The following is a 19,497-nucleotide window of genomic DNA, read 5'->3' as shown; positions in this document are numbered from 1 at the left end:
CGGCCTGTCTCATTCCAAGTAAACTTTTTATTAACCTCTTCCCAGTTAAAATTCGCGTATGCCTCATCATAATTCGGCAAATTATTTTCTCCTTTAATGACAGGAAGCGTTTCTACTTTCATACTTTACATCCCCCTCCTATGTATTCTATTATCTATTCTAATGATATTATTTAAAATTTTCAGTATATTTGTTGATTTTTAGACAAATTTTTAATGACAAAATTCGATTCACATCGCATATATTATAAAGTACGATATTAATAGATTCACAAACCCTCAAGGTGGTGAGCAATACATTGATCCATAAAAAAATATATAATGCTAGAAATTTAAAAACGGCGAAAGGAACTTTAATTATTGAAGGTCCTGTCTCTACACATAATCTTGAAATGTATGAATTTCATCCAGATTTAGTTGCGTTTCGTCCTGCCGAGCAACAATATAAAGCAATTGTCGAAATTTCTAAATTGCCAGAAGCTCGTCTCATTATTGCTAGACATGACCAAACGATCGTTGGATATGTTACATACTTGTATCCTGATCCGCTCGAGCGATGGTCAGAAGGAAAGATTGAAAACTTAATTGAACTCGGGGCAATCGAAGTTGTCCCAGCCTTTCGCGGTTGCTCTGTCGGAAAAAACTTATTAGAAGTTTCAATGATGGACGATCATATGGAAGATTACATTATATTGACGACTGAGTATTATTGGCACTGGGATTTAAAGCAAACAGGCTTAAATGTTTGGGAATACCGAAAAGTAATGGAAAAGATGATGAATGCTGGTGGTTTACAATGGATGGCTACAGATGATCCTGAAATTTGTTCACATCCTGCCAACTGTTTAATGGTTCGCATCGGAAAACGCATTGATACGGATTCTATTCAGGCGTTTGATCGTCTACGTTTTCACAATCGTTTTATGTATTAATAAAGGGGGCAACTGGAATGATTGTAGAGGAAATTATGAATCAAAATGTAGTGACACTACATCCAAACGATACAATTGAAACAGCAATCCGAACAATACGTACAAAAGGCATTCGGCACATTCCAATTGTCGATCAAAATAATCATGTCGTAGGCATTATTTCTGATCGGGATGTAAGAGATGCAAGTCCGTCTATTTTAGATGAACAAGTTTCACTCGATATGCTGAAGCAACCGCTCGAACTCATTATGAAACATCCTGTTATGACTTGTCATCCTCTCGATTTCGTTGAGGAAATCGCGACTTTATTTTTCGAAAATAAAATAGGCTGTCTTCCTGTTACGAAAGCTGGAAAGTTAGTTGGAATCATTTCTGAATCCACTGTACTACACACGTTAGTGAAATTAACAGGTGCACACCAACCAAGTTCACAAATTGAAATTCAAGTAAAAAATGAACCTGGTATTCTTGGCAAAGTTGTTGCTATTTTTAGTGATTTACAAATAAATATCGTGAGCGTTCTCGTCTATCCAGCAAAAGATGAGAATGAGAAAGTACTCGTTTTCCGCATTCAAACGATGAATCCTCTAAAAGTGATTGATGCACTTGAAGCAGAAGGCTACCGCGTATTATGGCCGAACATCATGGGGATACAAGCATGAGTAGCGCGTTTATTTATTCGGATGACTTTCGGGGCTATTCGTTTAGCCCTGATCATCCTTTTAACCAACTGCGCGTCACACTTACGTATGACTTATTACAAAAGAGCGGTTTTATCTCTCCCTCTCAAGTCATCTCACCACGGATGGCTACAGATGAAGAGATTGCTTACATTCATACAGAGGAGTACATAAATGCGGTAAAACTTGCTGGAGAAGGAAAGTTAGAAAAGTCAATTGCGATGACATACGGACTCGGAACAGAAGATACACCGATGTTTCCAAATATGCACGAAGCAAGTGCATTACTCGTTGGCGGTACGCTAACAGCTGTCGATGCTGTTCTTTCTGGGAAAGTAAAGCACGCCCTCAATTTAGGCGGCGGCTTACATCATGGCTTCCGCGGCAAAGCATCTGGCTTTTGTATTTATAACGATAGTTCCATCGCAATGAAATACATTCAAAAGAAATATGGTTTACGTGTTTTATATATTGATACAGATGCTCATCACGGTGATGGTGTACAATGGTCTTTTTACGATGATCCTAACGTATGCACCATTTCATTACACGAAACTGGGCGTTATTTATTCCCCGGAACTGGTGCTGTAAATGAACGTGGACAAGGCAATGGATATAGTTATTCTTTTAACGTTCCACTCGATGCCTTTACAGAAGACGAATCATTTTTAGATTCGTATCGAACTGTTGTAAAAGAAGCTGCAGCATACTTTAAACCGGATATTATTTTAACGCAAAATGGTGCCGATGCACATTATTACGATCCACTTACACACCTTTGCGCAACGATGAATATTTATCGTGAAATACCGAAGCTCGCTCGTGAAATCGCTAATGAATATTGCGACGGTCGCTGGATCGCTGTCGGCGGTGGTGGTTACGACTTATGGCGCGTCGTACCAAGAGCTTGGGCACTTATTTGGCTCGAAATGAACAACATCCAAAACATCTCAGGTTATCTCCCTCCAGAATGGATTGAAGCTTGGAAAGGACAAGCTGAAACAGAACTTCCCCTCACATGGGAAGATCCAGACAACATGTATAAACCTATCCCTAGAAAACCAGAAATTGAAGAAAAGAATGCATTAACTGTAGCGAAATCCCTTGAAATTATTCGGAATAATATGACAAAATCTTTGTATTAAACAGAAAGGAGGCTCGTTTTTGAACGGTCTCCTTTTATTTTAGTTTCGGCTTCTGCCGGAAAATCGATATATTTTGAATTACTAACAGGCTATCCATGGCTCTAATAAGAAAAGGAGTGATATTATGTGGAAACAACAAATAGTCAACACGAAACGCGGCACATTCGAACTTTTTACAAAAGGCGATGGTGAACCACTTTGCATTACACATCACTATTCACAGTTTAATGAAACTGGTGATTACTTTGCAGATATTTTCACTTCTACACACCGTGTATTCCTCATTAATTTGCGAGATACTGGTAACTCTGTAAAAGCCCAGTCAGAAAACGAATTAAGTATGATTGAAACGATTCACGACTTAGAAGCAATTAAAGAAGCTTTACAACTTCCTATATGGCATTTCGCTGGTCATTCAACAGGCGGTATGCTTGGACTTTTATATGCCATTACATATCCAAATTCCTTACAATCATTAGTCGTTGTCGGTACCGCAGCAAGTAACTATACCGAAACAGCCTTTTGTATCTATCACCCAGCACACCCACAGTTTCATTATATGCAAGAACTCATCGAAAACTTAAAAAGCCCTCATCTTACAAATGAAGAAAGAAAAGAATTATCTATTAAACGAACAAAGTTATCTTTATATAAACCCGAAAACTATAACTATTATTTTTGTAAACCGATCCAAAAAACAATGTCCGCCAGCCGGATGAACGCTTTCTCTCATGAATATTCTTCATTTGATCTAAGAGAGTTCTTACCTTCTATCAAAATAAAGACACTTATTATATGCGGAAGACACGATGTGCAGTGCCCTATTCAATATTCTATTGAGATACATAAGGGCATTCGTAATTCTATTTTTGTACCATTTGAGGACAGTAACCATTATCCTTTTTTAGAAGAAGCTGATCAGTTCACTACTACTACTCAACAATTTTTATGGACGTAAATAAAAAACTATTTTTGCCTTCCTCCCCCGCCCTATGCTACATTTAACCCGTTATATTAATATTGATAGGGTGGGAATAAACATGAACAAACCTAAAATCGGAATGATTGGACTTGGAAGTATTGCACAAAAAGCCTATCTTCCAACACTTACAAAAGAAACAGATTGGAATTTTGTAGGAGCATTTACACCTAATGCAGAGAAAAGAAAACAAATTTGTCAGCAATATCGTATTCACGACTTCCATTCTATTGAAACGTTAGCTTCGGAATGCGATGCAATCTTCGTTCATAGTTCAACTGCTACACATTATGAAATCGTTTCTGAACTTCTTAAAAAGGGAATCGATGTTTATGTTGATAAGCCGCTGGCAGCTACTACTGAGCAAGCTGAGAAGCTAGTTGAAATGAGTGAAAAGTATAATCGAAAGTTAATGGTTGGATTTAACCGCCGCTTCGTTCCTATGTACGTTGCTGCAAAAGAGCAGGCTAATGATATTTCATGGATTCGAATTGAAAAGCACCGCACAAATAAAGTGGGGCCATATACGTATGACTTTACTATGCTAGATGATTACTTACATATTGTAGACACTGCTCGCTGGTTAGCTAATGATGACCTTAACGTCGTTCACAATATGATGCAAATCAATGAAAAGAACGAACTTCTTTACGGACATCATACATATACAACTCCAAGTGGACTGTTACTTTCTACGGCGATGCATCGTCATGCAGGTACAAATTTAGAACAAATTGAACTTGTAACGACAGGTAAAATCATTCGTGTAAAAAATATGAATACATTTGAAATTGAACAGGAAAACTCCGTTTCACAAAGCAGTTCCCCATCATGGGATACGACGTTAAAACAGCGTGGGTTTGAAGATGCGGTTCACCATTTTATCCAATGTGTACAAGGTAATATGAAACCGATTATAGATGGATTAGAAGGGTTAAAAACACAACAATTGCTCCAATCCCTACTGCAAGCTGCAAGCAAAAATTAAAACGGATACATTTTTCAGAATTTACTTTCATTCCCATTTCCTCTTTATTTCTCTCACAAATTTCTATAGAATATGTTGATAGGAATTATAAATTTCATAATGAATCGTGGAAAGGGTGGGATTGACACATGTGGAACGAGTTTAAAAAATTCGCGTTCAAAGGGAATGTAATTGATTTAGCTGTCGGGGTTGTAATCGGTGCTGCATTCGGTAAAATCGTTAGTTCTTTAGTAAAAGATATCATCACACCATTACTTGGTATGGTATTGGGCGGCGTTGACTTTACAGATTTAAAAGTTACATTCGGTAAATCATCTATTATGTATGGTAACTTCATCCAAACTATTTTTGATTTCTTAATTATTGCAGCTGCTATCTTTATGTTTGTTAAAGTTTTCAACAAACTAACATCTAAAAGAGAAGAAGAAGAAGAAGAAAAGATAGAAGAAATTCCAGAACCAACAAAAGAAGAAGTTATTCTTGGCGAAATTCGCGACTTACTAAAACAACAAAACTCTTCTAAAGATAGAGCATAATTGAACGGATAAAAGGCATGCCCCCTCTTAGGACATGCCTTTTTTATATACTATAACGTTTCCGAATTCATATGAATAAATATAATAATACCTGCAACCATCAGTACCATAATACTACCTGCAAATAGTGTAATACCCATAAACATTAAGCTCGTACTTAAATCTATCGAAATACTTTCAGTAAAAATTGAAATTACATACGTGATAAGGGCGATTCCTGCAAGAATACTTCCTGGAACAAATCGCTTTAAGCCATTTTGTTTTAACGTCATATATGCAAAAATAGCAGTCATGCAAAGCGTAATTATCCAAAGAATGATCATCTCTTCTCCCCCCTCACAAGCCTTTTCTTTCTATTATACATGACATTGCCCTATAATAGCTAAATTTGCACTTGTGTGACATATAACAAGGAATAACCCTAATTATAGCGAATGTCTTATGAAGAGTCCCAAATACATTATCAAAGTAACGTATTTACAATACTAGCCTCACTTGTAGCGAGTATTTTTTATAAGGTAAAATATCAAGCATAAGGAGACTCCTTCTATATGTACGCTGTAAAATTATTATTTGAATCTGTTCATTCAGGTAAGCCGAATCCTAGTAAAATCGATGAGAATTATGAAGAAGATCACGATACACTTTTTGAAGAAAGCATTATTCTCGTTAAAGCAAACAGTTTGGAAGAAGCTCATGAGCTAGGTGAAAAGATAGCTCTACAATCTGAAGATACGTACGATAATATGTACGGTGAGCAAGTAACTTGGACGTTTCGAAAAGTGTTGCATGTTTTCGAATTAGATGAAACACCATTTGAAACAGGAAAAGAATTGTACGCAAGATTTTTACACGTTCAGAAAAACGAAACTATGGATACAGTAGTTAAAAAATATTATCCTGAATACGAATAAAAGCTCACAGCAATCGCTGTGAGCTTTTTTATTCTTACTTCGTTGAATCCCTAAATTGGATACGGTGAGGTAAGATAACTGTGTGATCTTCTACTTTTTCTTTGTTCATATATTTCGTTAGTAGACGCATTGCTACTGCACCGATATCATACATTGGTTGTACAACTGTTGAAAGCTGTGGGCGCACCATTAATGCAAGACGTGTGTTGTCAAAACCAAGCACTTCGATATCAGTTGGTACGTTTAATCCCGCGTCTTGTGCTGCATGGATTACACCTAATGCCATTTCATCAGAAGATACGAAGATGGCTGTTGGTTTTTCATCCATACTCCAAAGCTTTTCAAATGCTTCTAAGCCTGAATCATATGTGTAATCTCCATCGATTACAAGATTTTCATCATATGAAATACCTGCTTCTTCTAAAGCTTTTTTATAACCTTCTAACTTCTTCGCGCTTCCTGCTTTATCAATGAAAGGACCAGCGACGAAACCGATACGTTTATGTCCTTGCTCAATAAAATGCTTCATTGCATCGTAAGCTGCTTGTGTATAATCAATATTTACTGATGATGTTTCATTTTGCTCATCAAATGATGCTGCTAATACAATTGGCACTGGAGATTTTTTGAACTCTTCAACATGAATATCTGTAATATCTTCACCCATGAAAACAATTCCGTCCACTTGTTTCCCAAGCATCGTATTTAATAAGTGGAACTCTTTCTCTTTGTTCTGGTCAGAGTTACTTAAAATGATGTTATATTTGTACATTGTTGCGATATCTTCAATTCCACGAGCAAGTTCTGCATAAAACGTATTTGAGATATCAGGAATAATAACACCCACTGTAGTTGTCTTCTTACTTGCTAGTCCACGTGCTACCGCATTTGGGCGGTATCCTAAATGATCAATTGCTTCTAATACTTTCTTTCTTGTTGTAGGCTTTACATTTGGGTTACCATTCACAACACGTGATACGGTAGCCATTGAAACATTTGCTTCACGCGCTACATCATAGATTGTTACGTTCATCTCTTCGCACACTCCTTCTATTTATGTTATCTATTTTTATGTATCGGTTCACTTGAATGAAAAAAAGACATCAACTCTATTTGCAGATGCCAACAATCGTCCCGAGTTCTTCCTTTTACTAATGATACGATAAAAATGCAGGGTCATACAATATTTTCCCGCAAAAGTTTCGAAAAAATTCGCTTCTTTTCTCGTATTTTCGTATTTTTTATGCAAAAAAGGTCAAATTTTGTAAAAAGTCTATGTAACAAAGGCTACATAGACTAAGAAATCTTTTTATAATTTACTTCCGAATGCTTTTAATTCTTTCATAAACTCATTGAACTGCGGAAAATTTATAAAATAAAAAAGACAGCTTAAAAACTGTCTTTTTTTATTATAGGAAAGAAACAAACGGTTTATCGCTGTTCTTCTCTTTTATAATAACAGCCTCAATTTTACTCTCGGACTTTATCTGTAATTGAACTTTAGCATCTTTAGGGAATTTTTCTAACATACTTTGAGCAGCCATTTGAGAGAGTGCCATTAATTCTGACTTACCATTATATTTAACAACAATATCCATCTTTAATTTATCCATCTTATTTTGCTTATAAGAAATCTTAGCATTAACAGGGATATAATCTCCTGGAGAGAATTTCTTTATTGCTTCCGAAAAATCATCTAACTTTTTATTGTCTTCTCCTTGTGCTCCCTCAAATTCTTGAGAAGGATACGAATACGATTTTTCATCAATAGTATCCCAATTTCCAAGGTTAGTCTCATTCTTTTGAACAGTAGCGCTTGAAATATAAGTACCATTCTTTAAAGAACTTGTACTTTCTTGCTTGAATATAGCAAACGTAATTGGAGATTTGTTATATTTATCATTTTTATTAATAGCTTCTATAAGCCCCTTAGCGACTTCAGTACCTTTAGAAATAGCTTCCTCATTAGATACACTTGAAGACATAGATAAACCAATAACAACACCAGATAAGCTTAGTTCATTTGAATTCTGTTTGCCGAAGTAGTCCTGTTCTATAATATTAGTCAAAACTGGTACTTCTTGTTTCGTAACTAATTCATCAATTGTTTTCTCTGGAATATATTGATTTAATTGTAATACGTAATTTTCTGTATCGAATTGTTTTGAAGCGATATTCATTAAACCATTTTCATATTCTGCTAAATCTAGTTTAGAATTAGTTTTAACATTAACCGTATTAATTACCTTTTGTTCTTTTAAAGGAATAACAGTTCTATAATAATCCTTAGAAACAGCAGTTCTTGGAATCATACTTTTTTCTTTCGTATCTTTCTGTACAACTTCATCTTTCTTCTCAATAGTATTATTACTGCAAGCCCCCAGTAATAAACTTAAGCTTGCGATGAATAACGCCATTTTCTTCATTGCTTAAAACCCACTTTCAAAAGTCAATTTACTTAGTTTTAATGTATCTACAGTGTACCATTAAATATATTGTAACAAAATAAAAAAGAAGCAAGCCCTTCGCTTGCCTCTCCCTATTTTACATTCTCTTCTAAAGCTTCTTTTTTAATATTCCAATGCGATGTATGCCATACTACCATTCCATCTTTAATATATAGCACTTGCGGAGATTCATGCTTAATGCTGTACTGCTCTGCAACATGGTTCGAAACATCTCTCGCATCTTGTACGTATAAGTAATATGCTGGCACTTCTCTTTCTTCACCACAATACGCTTGAAACTCTGTATATGCACCGTGACTAATTGGGCATGTCGTACTATGTTTAAAAAGAACGTAAGGCTCGTTCTTTTCTACTAACGCTTCAAGTTCTTCAATTGTTTCAATCTTCATCATACTCATCATTACTCACCTCTCATGCGAAGTCTAGAACGCTTCTCTCTCTTTTCAGCCTTCTGCTCAGCTCTCTCAAGTTTACGCTCTTCTTTTTCAATCTTTTTCTCTTGTCTCGTAGCACGGTAATGATTGTATACTTCAATTGCTGCGCTGCTCCACTGTACAACTTGTGCTACTTTATCTGCATTATTTTCAATTTCGTCCGTAACAGACTCTGAAACATTGCGAAGCTTCGTATTTAAAGAGTGAATCGTCGTTCCGATTCCATCTACACCTGCTACTACTTTATTTAGCGACTGTGACTTCTGTTGAATATCGTCAGCTAACGCATTTGTCTTATGTAATAATTGCTCCGTCTCTACGCTTATTCCTTGCATTTGCTTTTCTAAACCTTCTAACGTACTTGCAACGTTTTCTAACGTCTTCTGAACCGATAACAACGTTCTACATACATACACTACTAATACAGCGAAAGCAACTGCAATAATAGCCGCACTTACGTATAAAAGAACTTGCATTTCATCACTTCCTTTATCTTTTTCATACTTTCTTTTATTATACAATCATTTTCTGTTTCGTTCTAATCCCTATCTTTTCATTAGAATTTTCATACTTATTCGTTAACTTTAACATAAATCATTCAACAAATTCCACTAAGTAGGTTACAATAGGAGAGGATACATAATTAGCAGGGAGGCTTTACATATGAAAGATCCACGCATTGAAAAGTTAGCATACAATTTAATTAACTACTCTATCCGATTACAAAAAGGTGAGAAAGTATTAATTGAAAACTTTGGCTTACAAAAAGAACTTGTAACTGCACTTGTAAAAGAAGCATATGCAGCTGGTGGTTTCCCATTCGTTTCTTTAAAAGATCATCAAGTAGATCGCTCTTTATTAATGGGTGCTACTGAAGAACATTTCGAACAAATCGCTGCATATGAAGCAAGCGTAATGAAAGATATGGACGCTTACATCGGTCTTCGCTCTGGCGACAACATTAACGAACAAGCTGACGTTCCAAGTGAGCGTATGAAAGTTCACGGTCAAACAGTTGGTAAGAAAGTTCATAGAGACATCCGCGTTCCGAAAACACGCTGGGTTGTTCTTCGCTACCCAAATGCTTCTATGGCGCAGCTTGCTAAAATGAGCACAGAAGCTTTCGAAGACTTCTACTTCGAAGTATGTAACTTAGACTACGGTAAAATGGATAAGGCGATGGATAGCCTTGTTACATTAATGAATAAAACAGATAAAGTTCGTTTAACTGGTCCTGGAACTGACTTAACATTCTCTATTAAAGACATTCCAGCTATTAAATGCTCAGGTCATTTAAACATTCCTGACGGTGAAGTATACTCTGCACCAGTTCGCGATTCTGTTAACGGTACAGTTTCTTACAACACACCATCTCCTTACAACGGTTATACATTTGAAAATGTACAACTTAAGTTTGAGAATGGCCAAATCGTTGAAGCAACTGCAAACGATTCAGAGCGTATTAACAAAATCTTCGATACAGACGAAGGCGCACGCTACGTTGGTGAGTTCGCAATCGGCGTAAACCCATACATCTTACATCCAATGGGAGACATCCTATTCGATGAAAAAATCGATGGTAGCTTCCACTTCACTCCTGGACAAGCTTACGATGATGCATGGAACGGCAACAACTCGAACATCCATTGGGATTTAGTATGCATCCAGCGCCCTGAATACGGCGGCGGCGAAATTTACTTCGACGACGTACTAATCCGCAAAGACGGACGCTTCGTTGTTCCTGAGTTAGAAGCTTTAAACCCAGAGAACTTAAAATAACATAAAAAAGCGCTCGGATAGAATTCCGAGCGCTTTTTCATTAATACTCTAATAATTTTTTAGCCACATCTTCTGGTACTTTAAAACTATTTTTATTTTTTATTTTATTAATTTTCAATTTAACCTCAACATAAGGAACATCTTTATATACTGTCATAGTACCAATTTCATGTAACTCTTTTTTATCTTTACTCGAATCCAATAATTTCGGTGTATCCTCTTGATACATTTTAAACGTTTTCCCTTGCGGAGTATCCATAGGAGCCGATTCCATTTCCCACTCATCCATTTTGATTGATTCAAATAACTTTGTGATTTCGTTCTTATCGGTAATTGTTTTTTTATCACTCGAATCAATAAGCGATTCTATTTCAATTTTTTGTGCCTTTTCTAAGCTAACATCAGACTTCTCTTTCTTCGTACTACATCCTATTAAGAGAATAGATGTAGTTAACAGCAACAAAAACAGCATACAGATTTTTTTCATTTCTAATCCTCCTGCGCTATATAGAGCTATTTTTCTATTTTCACATGTGGATTTGCTTTCTCAACAAGCGATAAAAACTGCTTCATATTTTGCGGCACCGCAATCATATGTACTTTATATGCATTCGTCGTAATTTCAAGGTACTTCCCAACTCGCCGAATAATTCTTATGTCTTTTAATACAACATCATCATTTAAAATACCGTATTTTAACACACCATTTTCTACTTTATGTTTTTTAATGAATATTTCCCAAACGAGTGGTACATTTACAATGAAGCATAACCCCATTCCAATCAATGCTGACATCCACTGCTCTTGATTTGTGAAAAGCATGACAATTGGATACACAAACATAAAAGCTAACGTAAGACTAACGAAAATTAATGCTGATTTACTTCTTTGAATCGGAAAGTTCATACCTACACCCCCTACCCTAAATTATACCATAATTTCCATCTAACCTCATAAAGAAAGACCATTTAAGAATGGCCTTTTCAAACAATATATCTATAAAATTTCTTATCTACCTCTAGCACTGGAAAACTTTTGGGCAACTCTTCTATATTCACACTCTGGAAACCATTCTTTTCATAAAAACGATGTGCCGCTAAAAATTTCACTGTCGTTCCTAAATAAATATCTTTCAACTTTTTATCCTCAGCCCACGAAATTGCTTTTTGAAGAAGCATATGTGATGCGCCCCATTCTTTTCCGCGGAACTCTTTCTTCACGAACATTTTTCTTAGCGCTACTTGATTATTCCCAATATCTAATACAGCTACTGTTCCAACTACTATTCCATCATAAATTGCTACCCAAAAGTTTCCGTTGTCCCTTTGATAGAACGTTTCTATTTCAAGTAAGTCAGGCTGCTCTTCTTTCGTAATCGGAACATTATACTCTTTTTGCTGAATATGAACAATGAGATTTACTACTTCATCTTGAAACTTACTTTCATACGGAATAATACGAATCTTCTCATTCATCGAATCTCTTTCCATTCTGAAGCTAATAAACTATAAACAGCAATATCATAAAAATGATCATACAACCATTCGTCTTCTCTTAAAATACCATCTAACTTAAACCCTAAACGTTCTGGAATTGCGCGGCTTTTCGTATTTCCAACACCGCACCGAATTTCAATTTTATTAAGTTTTAAATTTTCAAATGCATAGTGAAGTACAGCCTTTACGCTACGCGTCATAATACCTTTCCCGCCAGCATCTTCTGCAAGATAATATCCAAGACTCGTAGCTTTCTTACCCCAGCTCACCGGATGAATCCCCACCATCCCAACAAGCTTTCCTTTATAACGTATGCCAGATTCAAACCCATCGCCCTCTGCAAATTTCTTTAACCACATCGGAAAAATATCATCATAAGCATCAGCAGATTTCGTCCCATCTACCCAAGGGAGCCAGCTTCGTAAATGATTACGGTTTTGGTCTATTAATTGATACAATTCCTCTTTATGATGCTTCTCTAATAATTGTAATTCGATTTCGTCATCTACTCGGAGTGTGAACATGTTTTTTAGCCCCTTTTTATTTTTCTTATTATTCTAACATTTCTAGATAGAAAATGTTAAATATTCACACGTTCTTTTGGTTTTCTTTGTATAAAACCAGAAGAACACAATACTCCCGTAACAACTAATATCATTCCTACAAATTGTGCGGATGTTATATTGACTCCTTCAATATAAGAAATAAGCATTGTAACAACAGGCACTAAATTAAAAAATAAAGATGTTCTCGCTGCACCAATTTGAGCAATTCCATTATTCCACCATAAGTAACCAAGCACACTCATTCCAATTGCCATAAAGAGAATCGCTCCCCAAGCTAATAAGGGAATTTCCAAAACTGGTACTATACTTTTTTGCGTAGAAGATATCATAATAAAGGCAAGGGCACCAATAGTCATCGTATATGTCGTAGTTTGTATTGGGCTACCAGTTTTAATAAACCTTCTACTTAATACACCGTATAACGCCCAGCAAATATTCCCTAATAAAATATAAAAATCCCCTTTTGAAAATGATAAATTTTGTAGTGTGGTAAACGAGCCTTGTGTAAGCACAAAAACAACACCAATTAGTGCAAGTAACATTCCAATTACTTGGCGGTTCACTATTTTCTCTCGTAAAATGACACTTGCTAATAACGTCGTAACGAGCGGATTTGTCGCCATAATAAGTGCACCATTAATAGCTTCTGTATGTTTCATTCCTGAAAAGAAAAAGAAGTTAAAGCCGAATACACCAACAATACCTAACAAAAGGTAATAGGCTCTATTCTGCCTCCATACTTCCAACTCAAAATCTTTTCGTATTTTTAACAAACATAACATCACAAATGCAGCAATCCCAAAACGCCATGCTGCTATATGACTTGCTTCGAAATACTGCACCGCATATTTCGAAGCATTAAATGTCCCGCCAGTAAATATCGCAAACCCTAACAGCTGAGCATATACTTTATTCTTCATTGTCAGCCTCCGGTTTTTTCTCTTCTAGAAAACCATAATAAATTTCTAACTTCTCCTCTGTTAGCTGAACTACTTTTTGCAATTGTTCCTGTTGTTCTTTTAAACGCTCTAAGTGAGTTGTTAAAATTGAAATTCTCTTTTTTACTTTCGCTGGTACTTCCTTTTTCCTCTGCCTAATTTCCTCTATAATACATCCATCACTCGCAAACTCCCCCATCTCTTCTAATGACATGCCAGTTTGTTTTAATGAGTATAAAAATTTTAATAAACGCACATCACCTTCTGTATACTGCCGAATGCCGCTATTTCGCGTTGGTGGTGGTAATAATCCTAATTTTTCATAGTAGCGTAAAGTATGAATACCCATCCCTGTTAACTCTGCTACTTCACCGATTTTATACATGTTCTCTCCCCCTTGTTTTTACATTTTCATCTTACATCCTAGAGTCAACTCTAGGTCAATACGTAAATAAAGTGAAACTTTAATCAGTGGGGATTTTGTTCATCCCCCACTGATTATTAGCCTTCACCAATCGGGCGTTTACGGACAGCAGGGCTCCCACTCTTTACTCCATCCGAATTTTAAGGTGAGAGTTTTACTACCCCCGGCAAATAGCGGAATAAAAATCGTACACAACAAAAAAGACGCACAGCCATAGCTATGCGTCTTGCTTCTTACTTCTCTGCAACTTGAACTTCTTTTACGTAAGCTGCTTCGAATTTTTGGATGTCACCTGCGCCCATGAAAATTAGAACGCCGTTTTTATGTTTCTTTAATACATCCGTTGTTGTATCTGTAATTAATTCTGCACCGTCAATACGCTTTTGCAGATCTTCAATTGTTAATTCACCTTTGTTTTCACGTGCTGATCCGAAAATATCACATAAGTATACTTGGTCAGCTTTGCTTAGGCTTTCTGCAAACTCATCTAAAAATTTTTCTGTACGTGAGAATGTATGCGGCTGGAATACAGCGACAACTTCACGCTCTGGATGTTTTTGACGAGCTGCTTCAATCGTTGCATTAATTTCTGTCGGATGGTGTGCATAGTCATCAATGATAACTTGCTCTCCCATCGGTTTTTCATTAAAGCGACGTTTAACACCTTCAAATGTTGTTAGTTGATGTTTAACTGCTTCTACATCAACGTTTTCGTAATGGCAAAGCGCGATAACTGCTAATGCATTTAATACGCTGTGATCGCCGTATCCTGTAATTTTGAACGTATCATAATACGTATTACGAACGAATACATCGAATATAGTACCATCAGTTCTCTTTTGAATGTTACGTGCTTGGAAATCATTATCTTCTCCAAATCCATAGAAAATAACAGGTACTTTCGCTTGAATTTTTTGGAGTTCTTCATCATCACCACATGCAATAATACCTTTTTTCACTTGCAATGCCATCTCTTGGAATGCATTAAATACATCATTGACGTCTGTAAAATAATCTGGATGATCGAAATCGATATTTGTCATAATTGCATAGTCTGGATAGTAAGACAAGAAATGACGACGATACTCACAAGCTTCAAATACAAAATACTTACTATTTTCTACCCCATGCCCCGTTCCATCTCCAATAAGGTAAGATGTTGGGTGTGCACCTTGCATTACATGGGCTAACAAACCAGTTGTTGATGTTTTTCCATGTGCACCAGTTACAGCAACACTTGTGTACTGATTCATAAGGTCACCTAAAAAGTGATGGTAACGATGTACTGGTATATTTAATTCTTTGGCTTCTACGATTTCTTCATGCGTATCAGGAAATGCGTTTCCCGCGATAATCACTTGTCCTTCTTTAATATTATTTTTATCAAAAGGAAGGATGGAAATACCACGCTTTTCCAATGCTGTTTGTGTAAAGAAACGCTTTTCATAATCAGACCCTTGAACAGTATGCTTCATGTCATGAAGAATTTGCGCTAATGAACTCATTCCTGTTCCTTTAATTCCTACAAAATGGTAAACTGTCATCTTAAAGAACCTCCAACATTTCGAACTAATACAACGGCCTATCTATAAGACAGTATATGAATCTTTTCTTATTTTGGTAATCATCATACATTTCTGATGCAGTGAATTTCTTTTTATATTCACTTATCAATGATAAACTCGTACGTACTTCTTTTATGTCCATAACACATTTATTATAGCAAAAAACAAGCCGCTATACTATGATAACAGAAAAACTGATAGGGTCAATCACCTATCAGTTTTTCTCGCTTTTACATATCTTCTTTTGTTTCTAATTGAACACGCTCTAGACGTGGATTTGGACGGTATTTACGACCAGCTTTCGCTTCTGGTTTTCCATTTAATTCTACGTTATCACCAGTAAAACCAATATTCATTTTTAATAAGCTACTTCCTACTCCGTATATATCGACAGGAACATTTTGAGCTTCAAATTCACGAATACGTTTCTCATCAAACCCACCAGTTACAACGATATCTACATGTTGGAAACCTTCCTCATCAAGAGCCTTACGAAGTGCAAATACAAGTGATGGATTTACACCACGTGGATCGAATGTTCCAAGTACTTCTGGATGACGAATGAAATATTGATCAATCATTGTACGAGACGTATCTACACGTACACCTTTTAATGTTGATCCAAATTCACGCGCTACGCGAAGTGCATCTGTAATGACATCATTGTTGTAATCAATTAGTACGACTAATTCATCTTCTGGGAATTTTTTATGATATGCCTTTGCTGCTTCAACAACATCACCATTAAACATTTGAATTAAAGCGTGAGGCATCGTCCCCATACCACTTCTGCCCCACCATTCATTCATTGCATGCGTCGCTTGCGCGCTCATACCTCCGATGTATGCCGCATAGCCGTCACCAGCTTGTTGCGTATAATGATCGTCACGATCTCCCATGAAAATAACCGGTTTTTCTTTATCTACACTACGTGCAGCTTGGACAACGTTATATACGTTTGTCGCAACTGATGTACGACGAGCTAAAATCCCATCAATTACACCTTCTAAAAAGCCGAAGTATTCATAAGGACCATGAATTGTTAAAACTGTTTCAAACGGACTAATATTATCGCCATCCTTTAAAGAATGAATTTCTAATTCCTCAGGATTTTTGGCGAATGTTTGTAGCAATGCGATTACCTCATCTGCTCCGCAAAGAACTGCATGTTCTTTTTGGAAAAACTGCATTGTTACAACACTTTTCGGGCGAAATTCTTCAATGATTTCTCTAGTTTTTAAAAAGTAAACGGCAGAGAACCAACCTTCTCCAACACGTTCATCGAATTTAAATGTTTTATTTGTTAGTCGATTTATTTCACCTTTTAATTTTAATTCAATTTCTTTCATGTCGCTTTACTCCCTACTTTACTATCCAACATTTTCTCTTAGTATACAGCAAAACCGTTTACTATACATTCGTTTCCTGCATAGCAGCGAATTCATCCTCAGAAATAAGGACATCTCTCGGTTTCGTTCCTCTTCCTTCAGAAATAATCCCTTGCGACTCCATCTCTTCAATTAGACGTGCCGCGCGATTATAACCAATACGGAATTTTCTCTGTACAGAAGATGTGGACGCTCCCCCTTGCTCTACAACAAATTGACATGCATCAAAAAATAGTTCATCTTCAGACTCACTCTGCTCTGATTTTGCTAATAAATCCTCTTGCTTAAATAAGTAATTTGGCTTCATTTGCTTTTTCACATGATCAACTGTTCTTTCAATCTCATCATCTGATACGTATACGCCTTGTACACGAACTGGTTTAGACGTGCCGTTTCCTAAAAATAGCATATCACCACGGCCAAGTAATTTCTCCGCGCCCCCAATATCGATAATCGTACGCGAATCAACTTGAGATGATACCGTAAACGCAATACGCGTTGGAATGTTTGATTTAATTAAACCTGTAATAACGTCTACAGATGGACGCTGCGTCGCAACTAATAAGTGAATACCACAAGCACGAGCTTTTTGTGCAATACGACAAATCGCTTCCTCAACATCACCAGGAGCAACCATCATTAAGTCCGCTAACTCGTCAATGACGATTACAATATAAGGTAATGTCTCACCTGGGATTTCTCTCCCACTTACAATCGTATTGTAACGAGTTAAATCACGAGCACCAGCATGAGCAAACAATTCATAACGACGTTCCATCTCTTCAACCGCCCACTTTAACGCAGCTGTAGCTGCTTTTACGTCAGTAATAACAGGTGCTACAAGATGTGGAACAGAATTATATGGTGCCAGCTCAACCATCTTCGGATCAATTAGTATCAACTTCACTTCATGCGGCTTCGCTTTATATAAAATGCTCGTTAAAATCGCGTTAATGCACACACTTTTCCCTGAACCAGTTGCACCCGCAATAAGTCCATGTGGCATTTTTCGAATATCCGTTACAACTGGATCACCTGAAATATCAAGCCCCAGCGCAACTGTAAGCGGTGATTCACTCTTTGTAAATACAGGACTTCTTAAAATTTCACGAAGGAATACTGGCTTACTTTCCTTGTTCGGAACTTCAATTCCAATTGCACTCTTCCCTGGAATTGGCGCTTCAATTCGAATATCTTTCGCAGCTAAACTTAACTTAATATCATCACTTAAATTTGTAATTTTATTTACTTTCACACCTGGGTCTGGTTGTACTTCAAAACGAGTTACCGCCGGCCCTTGTGACACATTAATAACATGTGCTCCAACATGGAAATTATTAAATGTCGTATTTAATAATTCTTCCTGTTCTTCTAGCCACTCCGTATTATCTAATGCTGCCTGCTGTGGAATCGACAACAACGTTAATGACGGAAGTTCATATTTCGGTGGCGTTTGTAGTACGTTGCGCATATCGTTCTCTTTTTGATTTACAACATATGCTTTCTCTTGTACTTCCGTACTTGAAATTTGCTCTTGCACTTGTCCAACCACAGCTACTTGTTGCATCGGTTTTTCTTCTACTTGGGTTTCTACCGCTACTCGCTGCATTGGTTTTTCTTCCATTTGGGTTTCTACCACTACTTGCTGCATTGGTTTTTCTTCCATTTGGGTTTCTACCACTACTTGCTGCATTGGTTTTTCCGTTACTCGTTCACCGACAGTAGATTGCGTTACGTTCGTTCTTACCGCATGTCTTTCCATTAACTTCTTTCTGTCTTGTTTTAACATGACAACGTTAAATGGAACATGACGCTTTTTCTCACGTTTCGGCTCTTCTTTTTGTGCAGCAGGCTGTTCTCCAACAACTTGTTTCTTTTCTTCAGCTTCTTCAATTAAAACATTCGCAAAGCTTTGAACATCTTTCTTCGTTTGCTCATCTGCTTCTGAAACTGGTACGAATACTTCACTTTCTTCCATGAACTCAATTGTTTCTTGCTGAGAAATCACTGGTTGCTCTACAACTGCTATATTTTCTAACGACTCTGTATTCATCGTTTCTTCAATTACTTCTTCTTGCGGTGTTTCCTCTAATGCGAATTCCGTAACTAATTCTATTTCCTTAGATTCCTCTAATTCTACAACTTCTTCTGCTTCCTTAGATTCCTCTAACTCCGTAACCTCTGCTTCTTCCTCAGATCCTTCTAATTCCACAGCTTCTGCTTCTTCCTTAGATTCTTCTAACTCCGCAACTTCTTCTGCTTCCTT

The 19,497-nt window shown here is 36.7% G+C and carries 22 protein-coding genes and 1 pseudogene; 9 read left to right on the top strand and 14 right to left on the bottom strand.

The genetic code is table 11. The features are described from left to right. Positions 1-298: 298 nt before the first annotated feature. The 6 genes from acuA (at position 299) to mscL (ending at position 5,259) form a co-directional block, all read left to right on the top strand. Positions 299-931 carry an acetoin utilization protein acetyltransferase AcuA gene (gene acuA, locus KI356_RS18385; protein WP_088098011.1) on the top strand — a complete coding sequence of 211 codons (633 nt, stop codon included), beginning with the start codon at positions 299-301 and terminating at the stop codon, positions 929-931. 17 nt (positions 932-948) lie between these two features. After that, on the top strand, positions 949-1,593 hold the full coding sequence (locus KI356_RS18380; protein ID WP_212936092.1) for an acetoin utilization AcuB family protein: 645 nt from the start codon (positions 949-951) through the stop codon (positions 1,591-1,593). Beyond that, positions 1,590-2,756, top strand: a complete 1,167-nt coding sequence (gene acuC / locus KI356_RS18375) for an acetoin utilization protein AcuC (protein ID WP_212936091.1) — start codon at positions 1,590-1,592, stop codon at positions 2,754-2,756. Before KI356_RS18380 ends, acuC begins: the two co-directional genes overlap by 4 nt. A 124-nt stretch (positions 2,757-2,880) precedes the next feature. Further along, positions 2,881-3,714, top strand: coding sequence for an alpha/beta fold hydrolase (locus KI356_RS18370; RefSeq protein ID WP_212936090.1), 834 nt, complete (start codon positions 2,881-2,883; stop codon positions 3,712-3,714). A gap of 82 nt (positions 3,715-3,796) precedes the next feature. Then, complete coding sequence (locus KI356_RS18365) at positions 3,797-4,723, top strand: Gfo/Idh/MocA family protein (protein ID WP_212936089.1); 927 nt, start codon at positions 3,797-3,799, stop codon at positions 4,721-4,723. Positions 4,724-4,851: 128 nt separating this feature from the next. Beyond that, entirely contained in the window at positions 4,852-5,259 is a 408-nt protein-coding gene (mscL, locus tag KI356_RS18360; RefSeq protein WP_212936088.1) for a large-conductance mechanosensitive channel protein MscL, read from the top strand. A gap of 50 nt (positions 5,260-5,309) precedes the next feature. Here mscL and KI356_RS18355 read toward each other — a convergent pair whose 3' ends face one another. Beyond that, positions 5,310-5,582, bottom strand: a complete 273-nt coding sequence (locus tag KI356_RS18355) for a DUF3917 domain-containing protein (RefSeq protein WP_212936087.1) — start codon at positions 5,580-5,582, stop codon at positions 5,310-5,312. 111 nt (positions 5,583-5,693) lie between these two features. On the opposite strand from KI356_RS18355, the pseudogene KI356_RS18350 reads away from it, so the two are divergent. Then, a pseudogene (locus KI356_RS18350) lies at positions 5,694-5,795 on the top strand (DUF3949 domain-containing protein); the annotation flags it as partial. Positions 5,796-5,810: 15 nt separating this feature from the next. After that, positions 5,811-6,173: a DUF4288 domain-containing protein gene (locus tag KI356_RS18345; RefSeq protein WP_212936085.1), complete on the top strand. Its 363-nt coding sequence runs from the start codon at positions 5,811-5,813 to the stop codon at positions 6,171-6,173. 34 nt (positions 6,174-6,207) lie between these two features. Here the strand turns inward: KI356_RS18345 and ccpA are convergent, their stop codons facing one another. From ccpA to KI356_RS18325, 4 genes are all read right to left on the bottom strand, one after another. Further along, the gene (gene ccpA, locus KI356_RS18340; RefSeq protein ID WP_212936084.1) at positions 6,208-7,206 is read right to left on the bottom strand and encodes a catabolite control protein A; all 999 of its coding nucleotides are present in this window, start codon (positions 7,204-7,206) and stop codon (positions 6,208-6,210) included. Between the two features lie 376 nt (positions 7,207-7,582). Next, positions 7,583-8,599 (bottom strand): CamS family sex pheromone protein, encoded by a 1,017-nt coding sequence (locus tag KI356_RS18335; RefSeq protein ID WP_128280705.1) that lies wholly within the window; start codon positions 8,597-8,599, stop codon positions 7,583-7,585. 113 nt (positions 8,600-8,712) lie between these two features. Beyond that, positions 8,713-9,039, bottom strand: coding sequence for a bacillithiol system redox-active protein YtxJ (gene ytxJ / locus KI356_RS18330; protein WP_002145356.1), 327 nt, complete (start codon positions 9,037-9,039; stop codon positions 8,713-8,715). A 2-nt stretch (positions 9,040-9,041) separates the two neighbouring features. After that, positions 9,042-9,551, bottom strand: coding sequence for a DUF948 domain-containing protein (locus KI356_RS18325; protein ID WP_212936083.1), 510 nt, complete (start codon positions 9,549-9,551; stop codon positions 9,042-9,044). 187 nt (positions 9,552-9,738) lie between these two features. Between KI356_RS18325 and KI356_RS18320 the strand changes: the two genes are divergently transcribed. Next, on the top strand, positions 9,739-10,854 hold the full coding sequence (locus tag KI356_RS18320) for an aminopeptidase (RefSeq protein WP_000654729.1): 1,116 nt from the start codon (positions 9,739-9,741) through the stop codon (positions 10,852-10,854). Between the two features lie 40 nt (positions 10,855-10,894). Here KI356_RS18320 and KI356_RS18315 read toward each other — a convergent pair whose 3' ends face one another. The 9 genes from KI356_RS18315 to KI356_RS18275 all read right to left on the bottom strand — a co-directional run. Beyond that, complete coding sequence (locus tag KI356_RS18315) at positions 10,895-11,341, bottom strand: hypothetical protein (protein ID WP_212936082.1); 447 nt, start codon at positions 11,339-11,341, stop codon at positions 10,895-10,897. A gap of 26 nt (positions 11,342-11,367) precedes the next feature. Next, on the bottom strand, positions 11,368-11,760 hold the full coding sequence (locus KI356_RS18310) for a PH domain-containing protein (protein ID WP_128280702.1): 393 nt from the start codon (positions 11,758-11,760) through the stop codon (positions 11,368-11,370). A gap of 77 nt (positions 11,761-11,837) precedes the next feature. Next, positions 11,838-12,329, bottom strand: a complete 492-nt coding sequence (locus KI356_RS18305) for a GNAT family N-acetyltransferase (protein WP_128280701.1) — start codon at positions 12,327-12,329, stop codon at positions 11,838-11,840. Further along, entirely contained in the window at positions 12,326-12,874 is a 549-nt protein-coding gene (locus KI356_RS18300) for a GNAT family N-acetyltransferase (RefSeq protein ID WP_128280700.1), read from the bottom strand. Before KI356_RS18300 ends, KI356_RS18305 begins: the two co-directional genes overlap by 4 nt. Before the next feature lie 56 nt (positions 12,875-12,930). Further along, the gene (locus KI356_RS18295; protein WP_212936081.1) at positions 12,931-13,836 is read right to left on the bottom strand and encodes a DMT family transporter; all 906 of its coding nucleotides are present in this window, start codon (positions 13,834-13,836) and stop codon (positions 12,931-12,933) included. Further along, positions 13,826-14,239 carry a MerR family transcriptional regulator gene (locus KI356_RS18290; protein ID WP_128280698.1) on the bottom strand — a complete coding sequence of 138 codons (414 nt, stop codon included), beginning with the start codon at positions 14,237-14,239 and terminating at the stop codon, positions 13,826-13,828. Before KI356_RS18290 ends, KI356_RS18295 begins: the two co-directional genes overlap by 11 nt. 272 nt (positions 14,240-14,511) lie before the next feature. Continuing rightward, positions 14,512-15,822 carry a UDP-N-acetylmuramate--L-alanine ligase gene (gene murC / locus KI356_RS18285; protein WP_002123121.1) on the bottom strand — a complete coding sequence of 437 codons (1,311 nt, stop codon included), beginning with the start codon at positions 15,820-15,822 and terminating at the stop codon, positions 14,512-14,514. 251 nt (positions 15,823-16,073) lie between these two features. Beyond that, a complete protein-coding gene (locus KI356_RS18280) occupies positions 16,074-17,192 on the bottom strand; it encodes a nicotinate phosphoribosyltransferase (protein WP_002123122.1) in 1,119 nt (372 codons plus the stop codon). A gap of 61 nt (positions 17,193-17,253) precedes the next feature. Then, positions 17,254-19,497: DNA translocase FtsK (locus KI356_RS18275; RefSeq protein WP_212936080.1), on the bottom strand; the 2,244-nt coding region annotated here is incomplete at its 5' end.

The organism is Bacillus hominis, from assembly GCF_018332515.1.
In the GTDB taxonomy this organism is placed as follows: Bacteria; Bacillota; Bacilli; order Bacillales; family Bacillaceae_G; genus Bacillus_A; species Bacillus_A hominis.
Note: the sequence above shows the minus strand (reverse complement) of the source record. Positions and strands in the feature narration are given on the sequence as shown.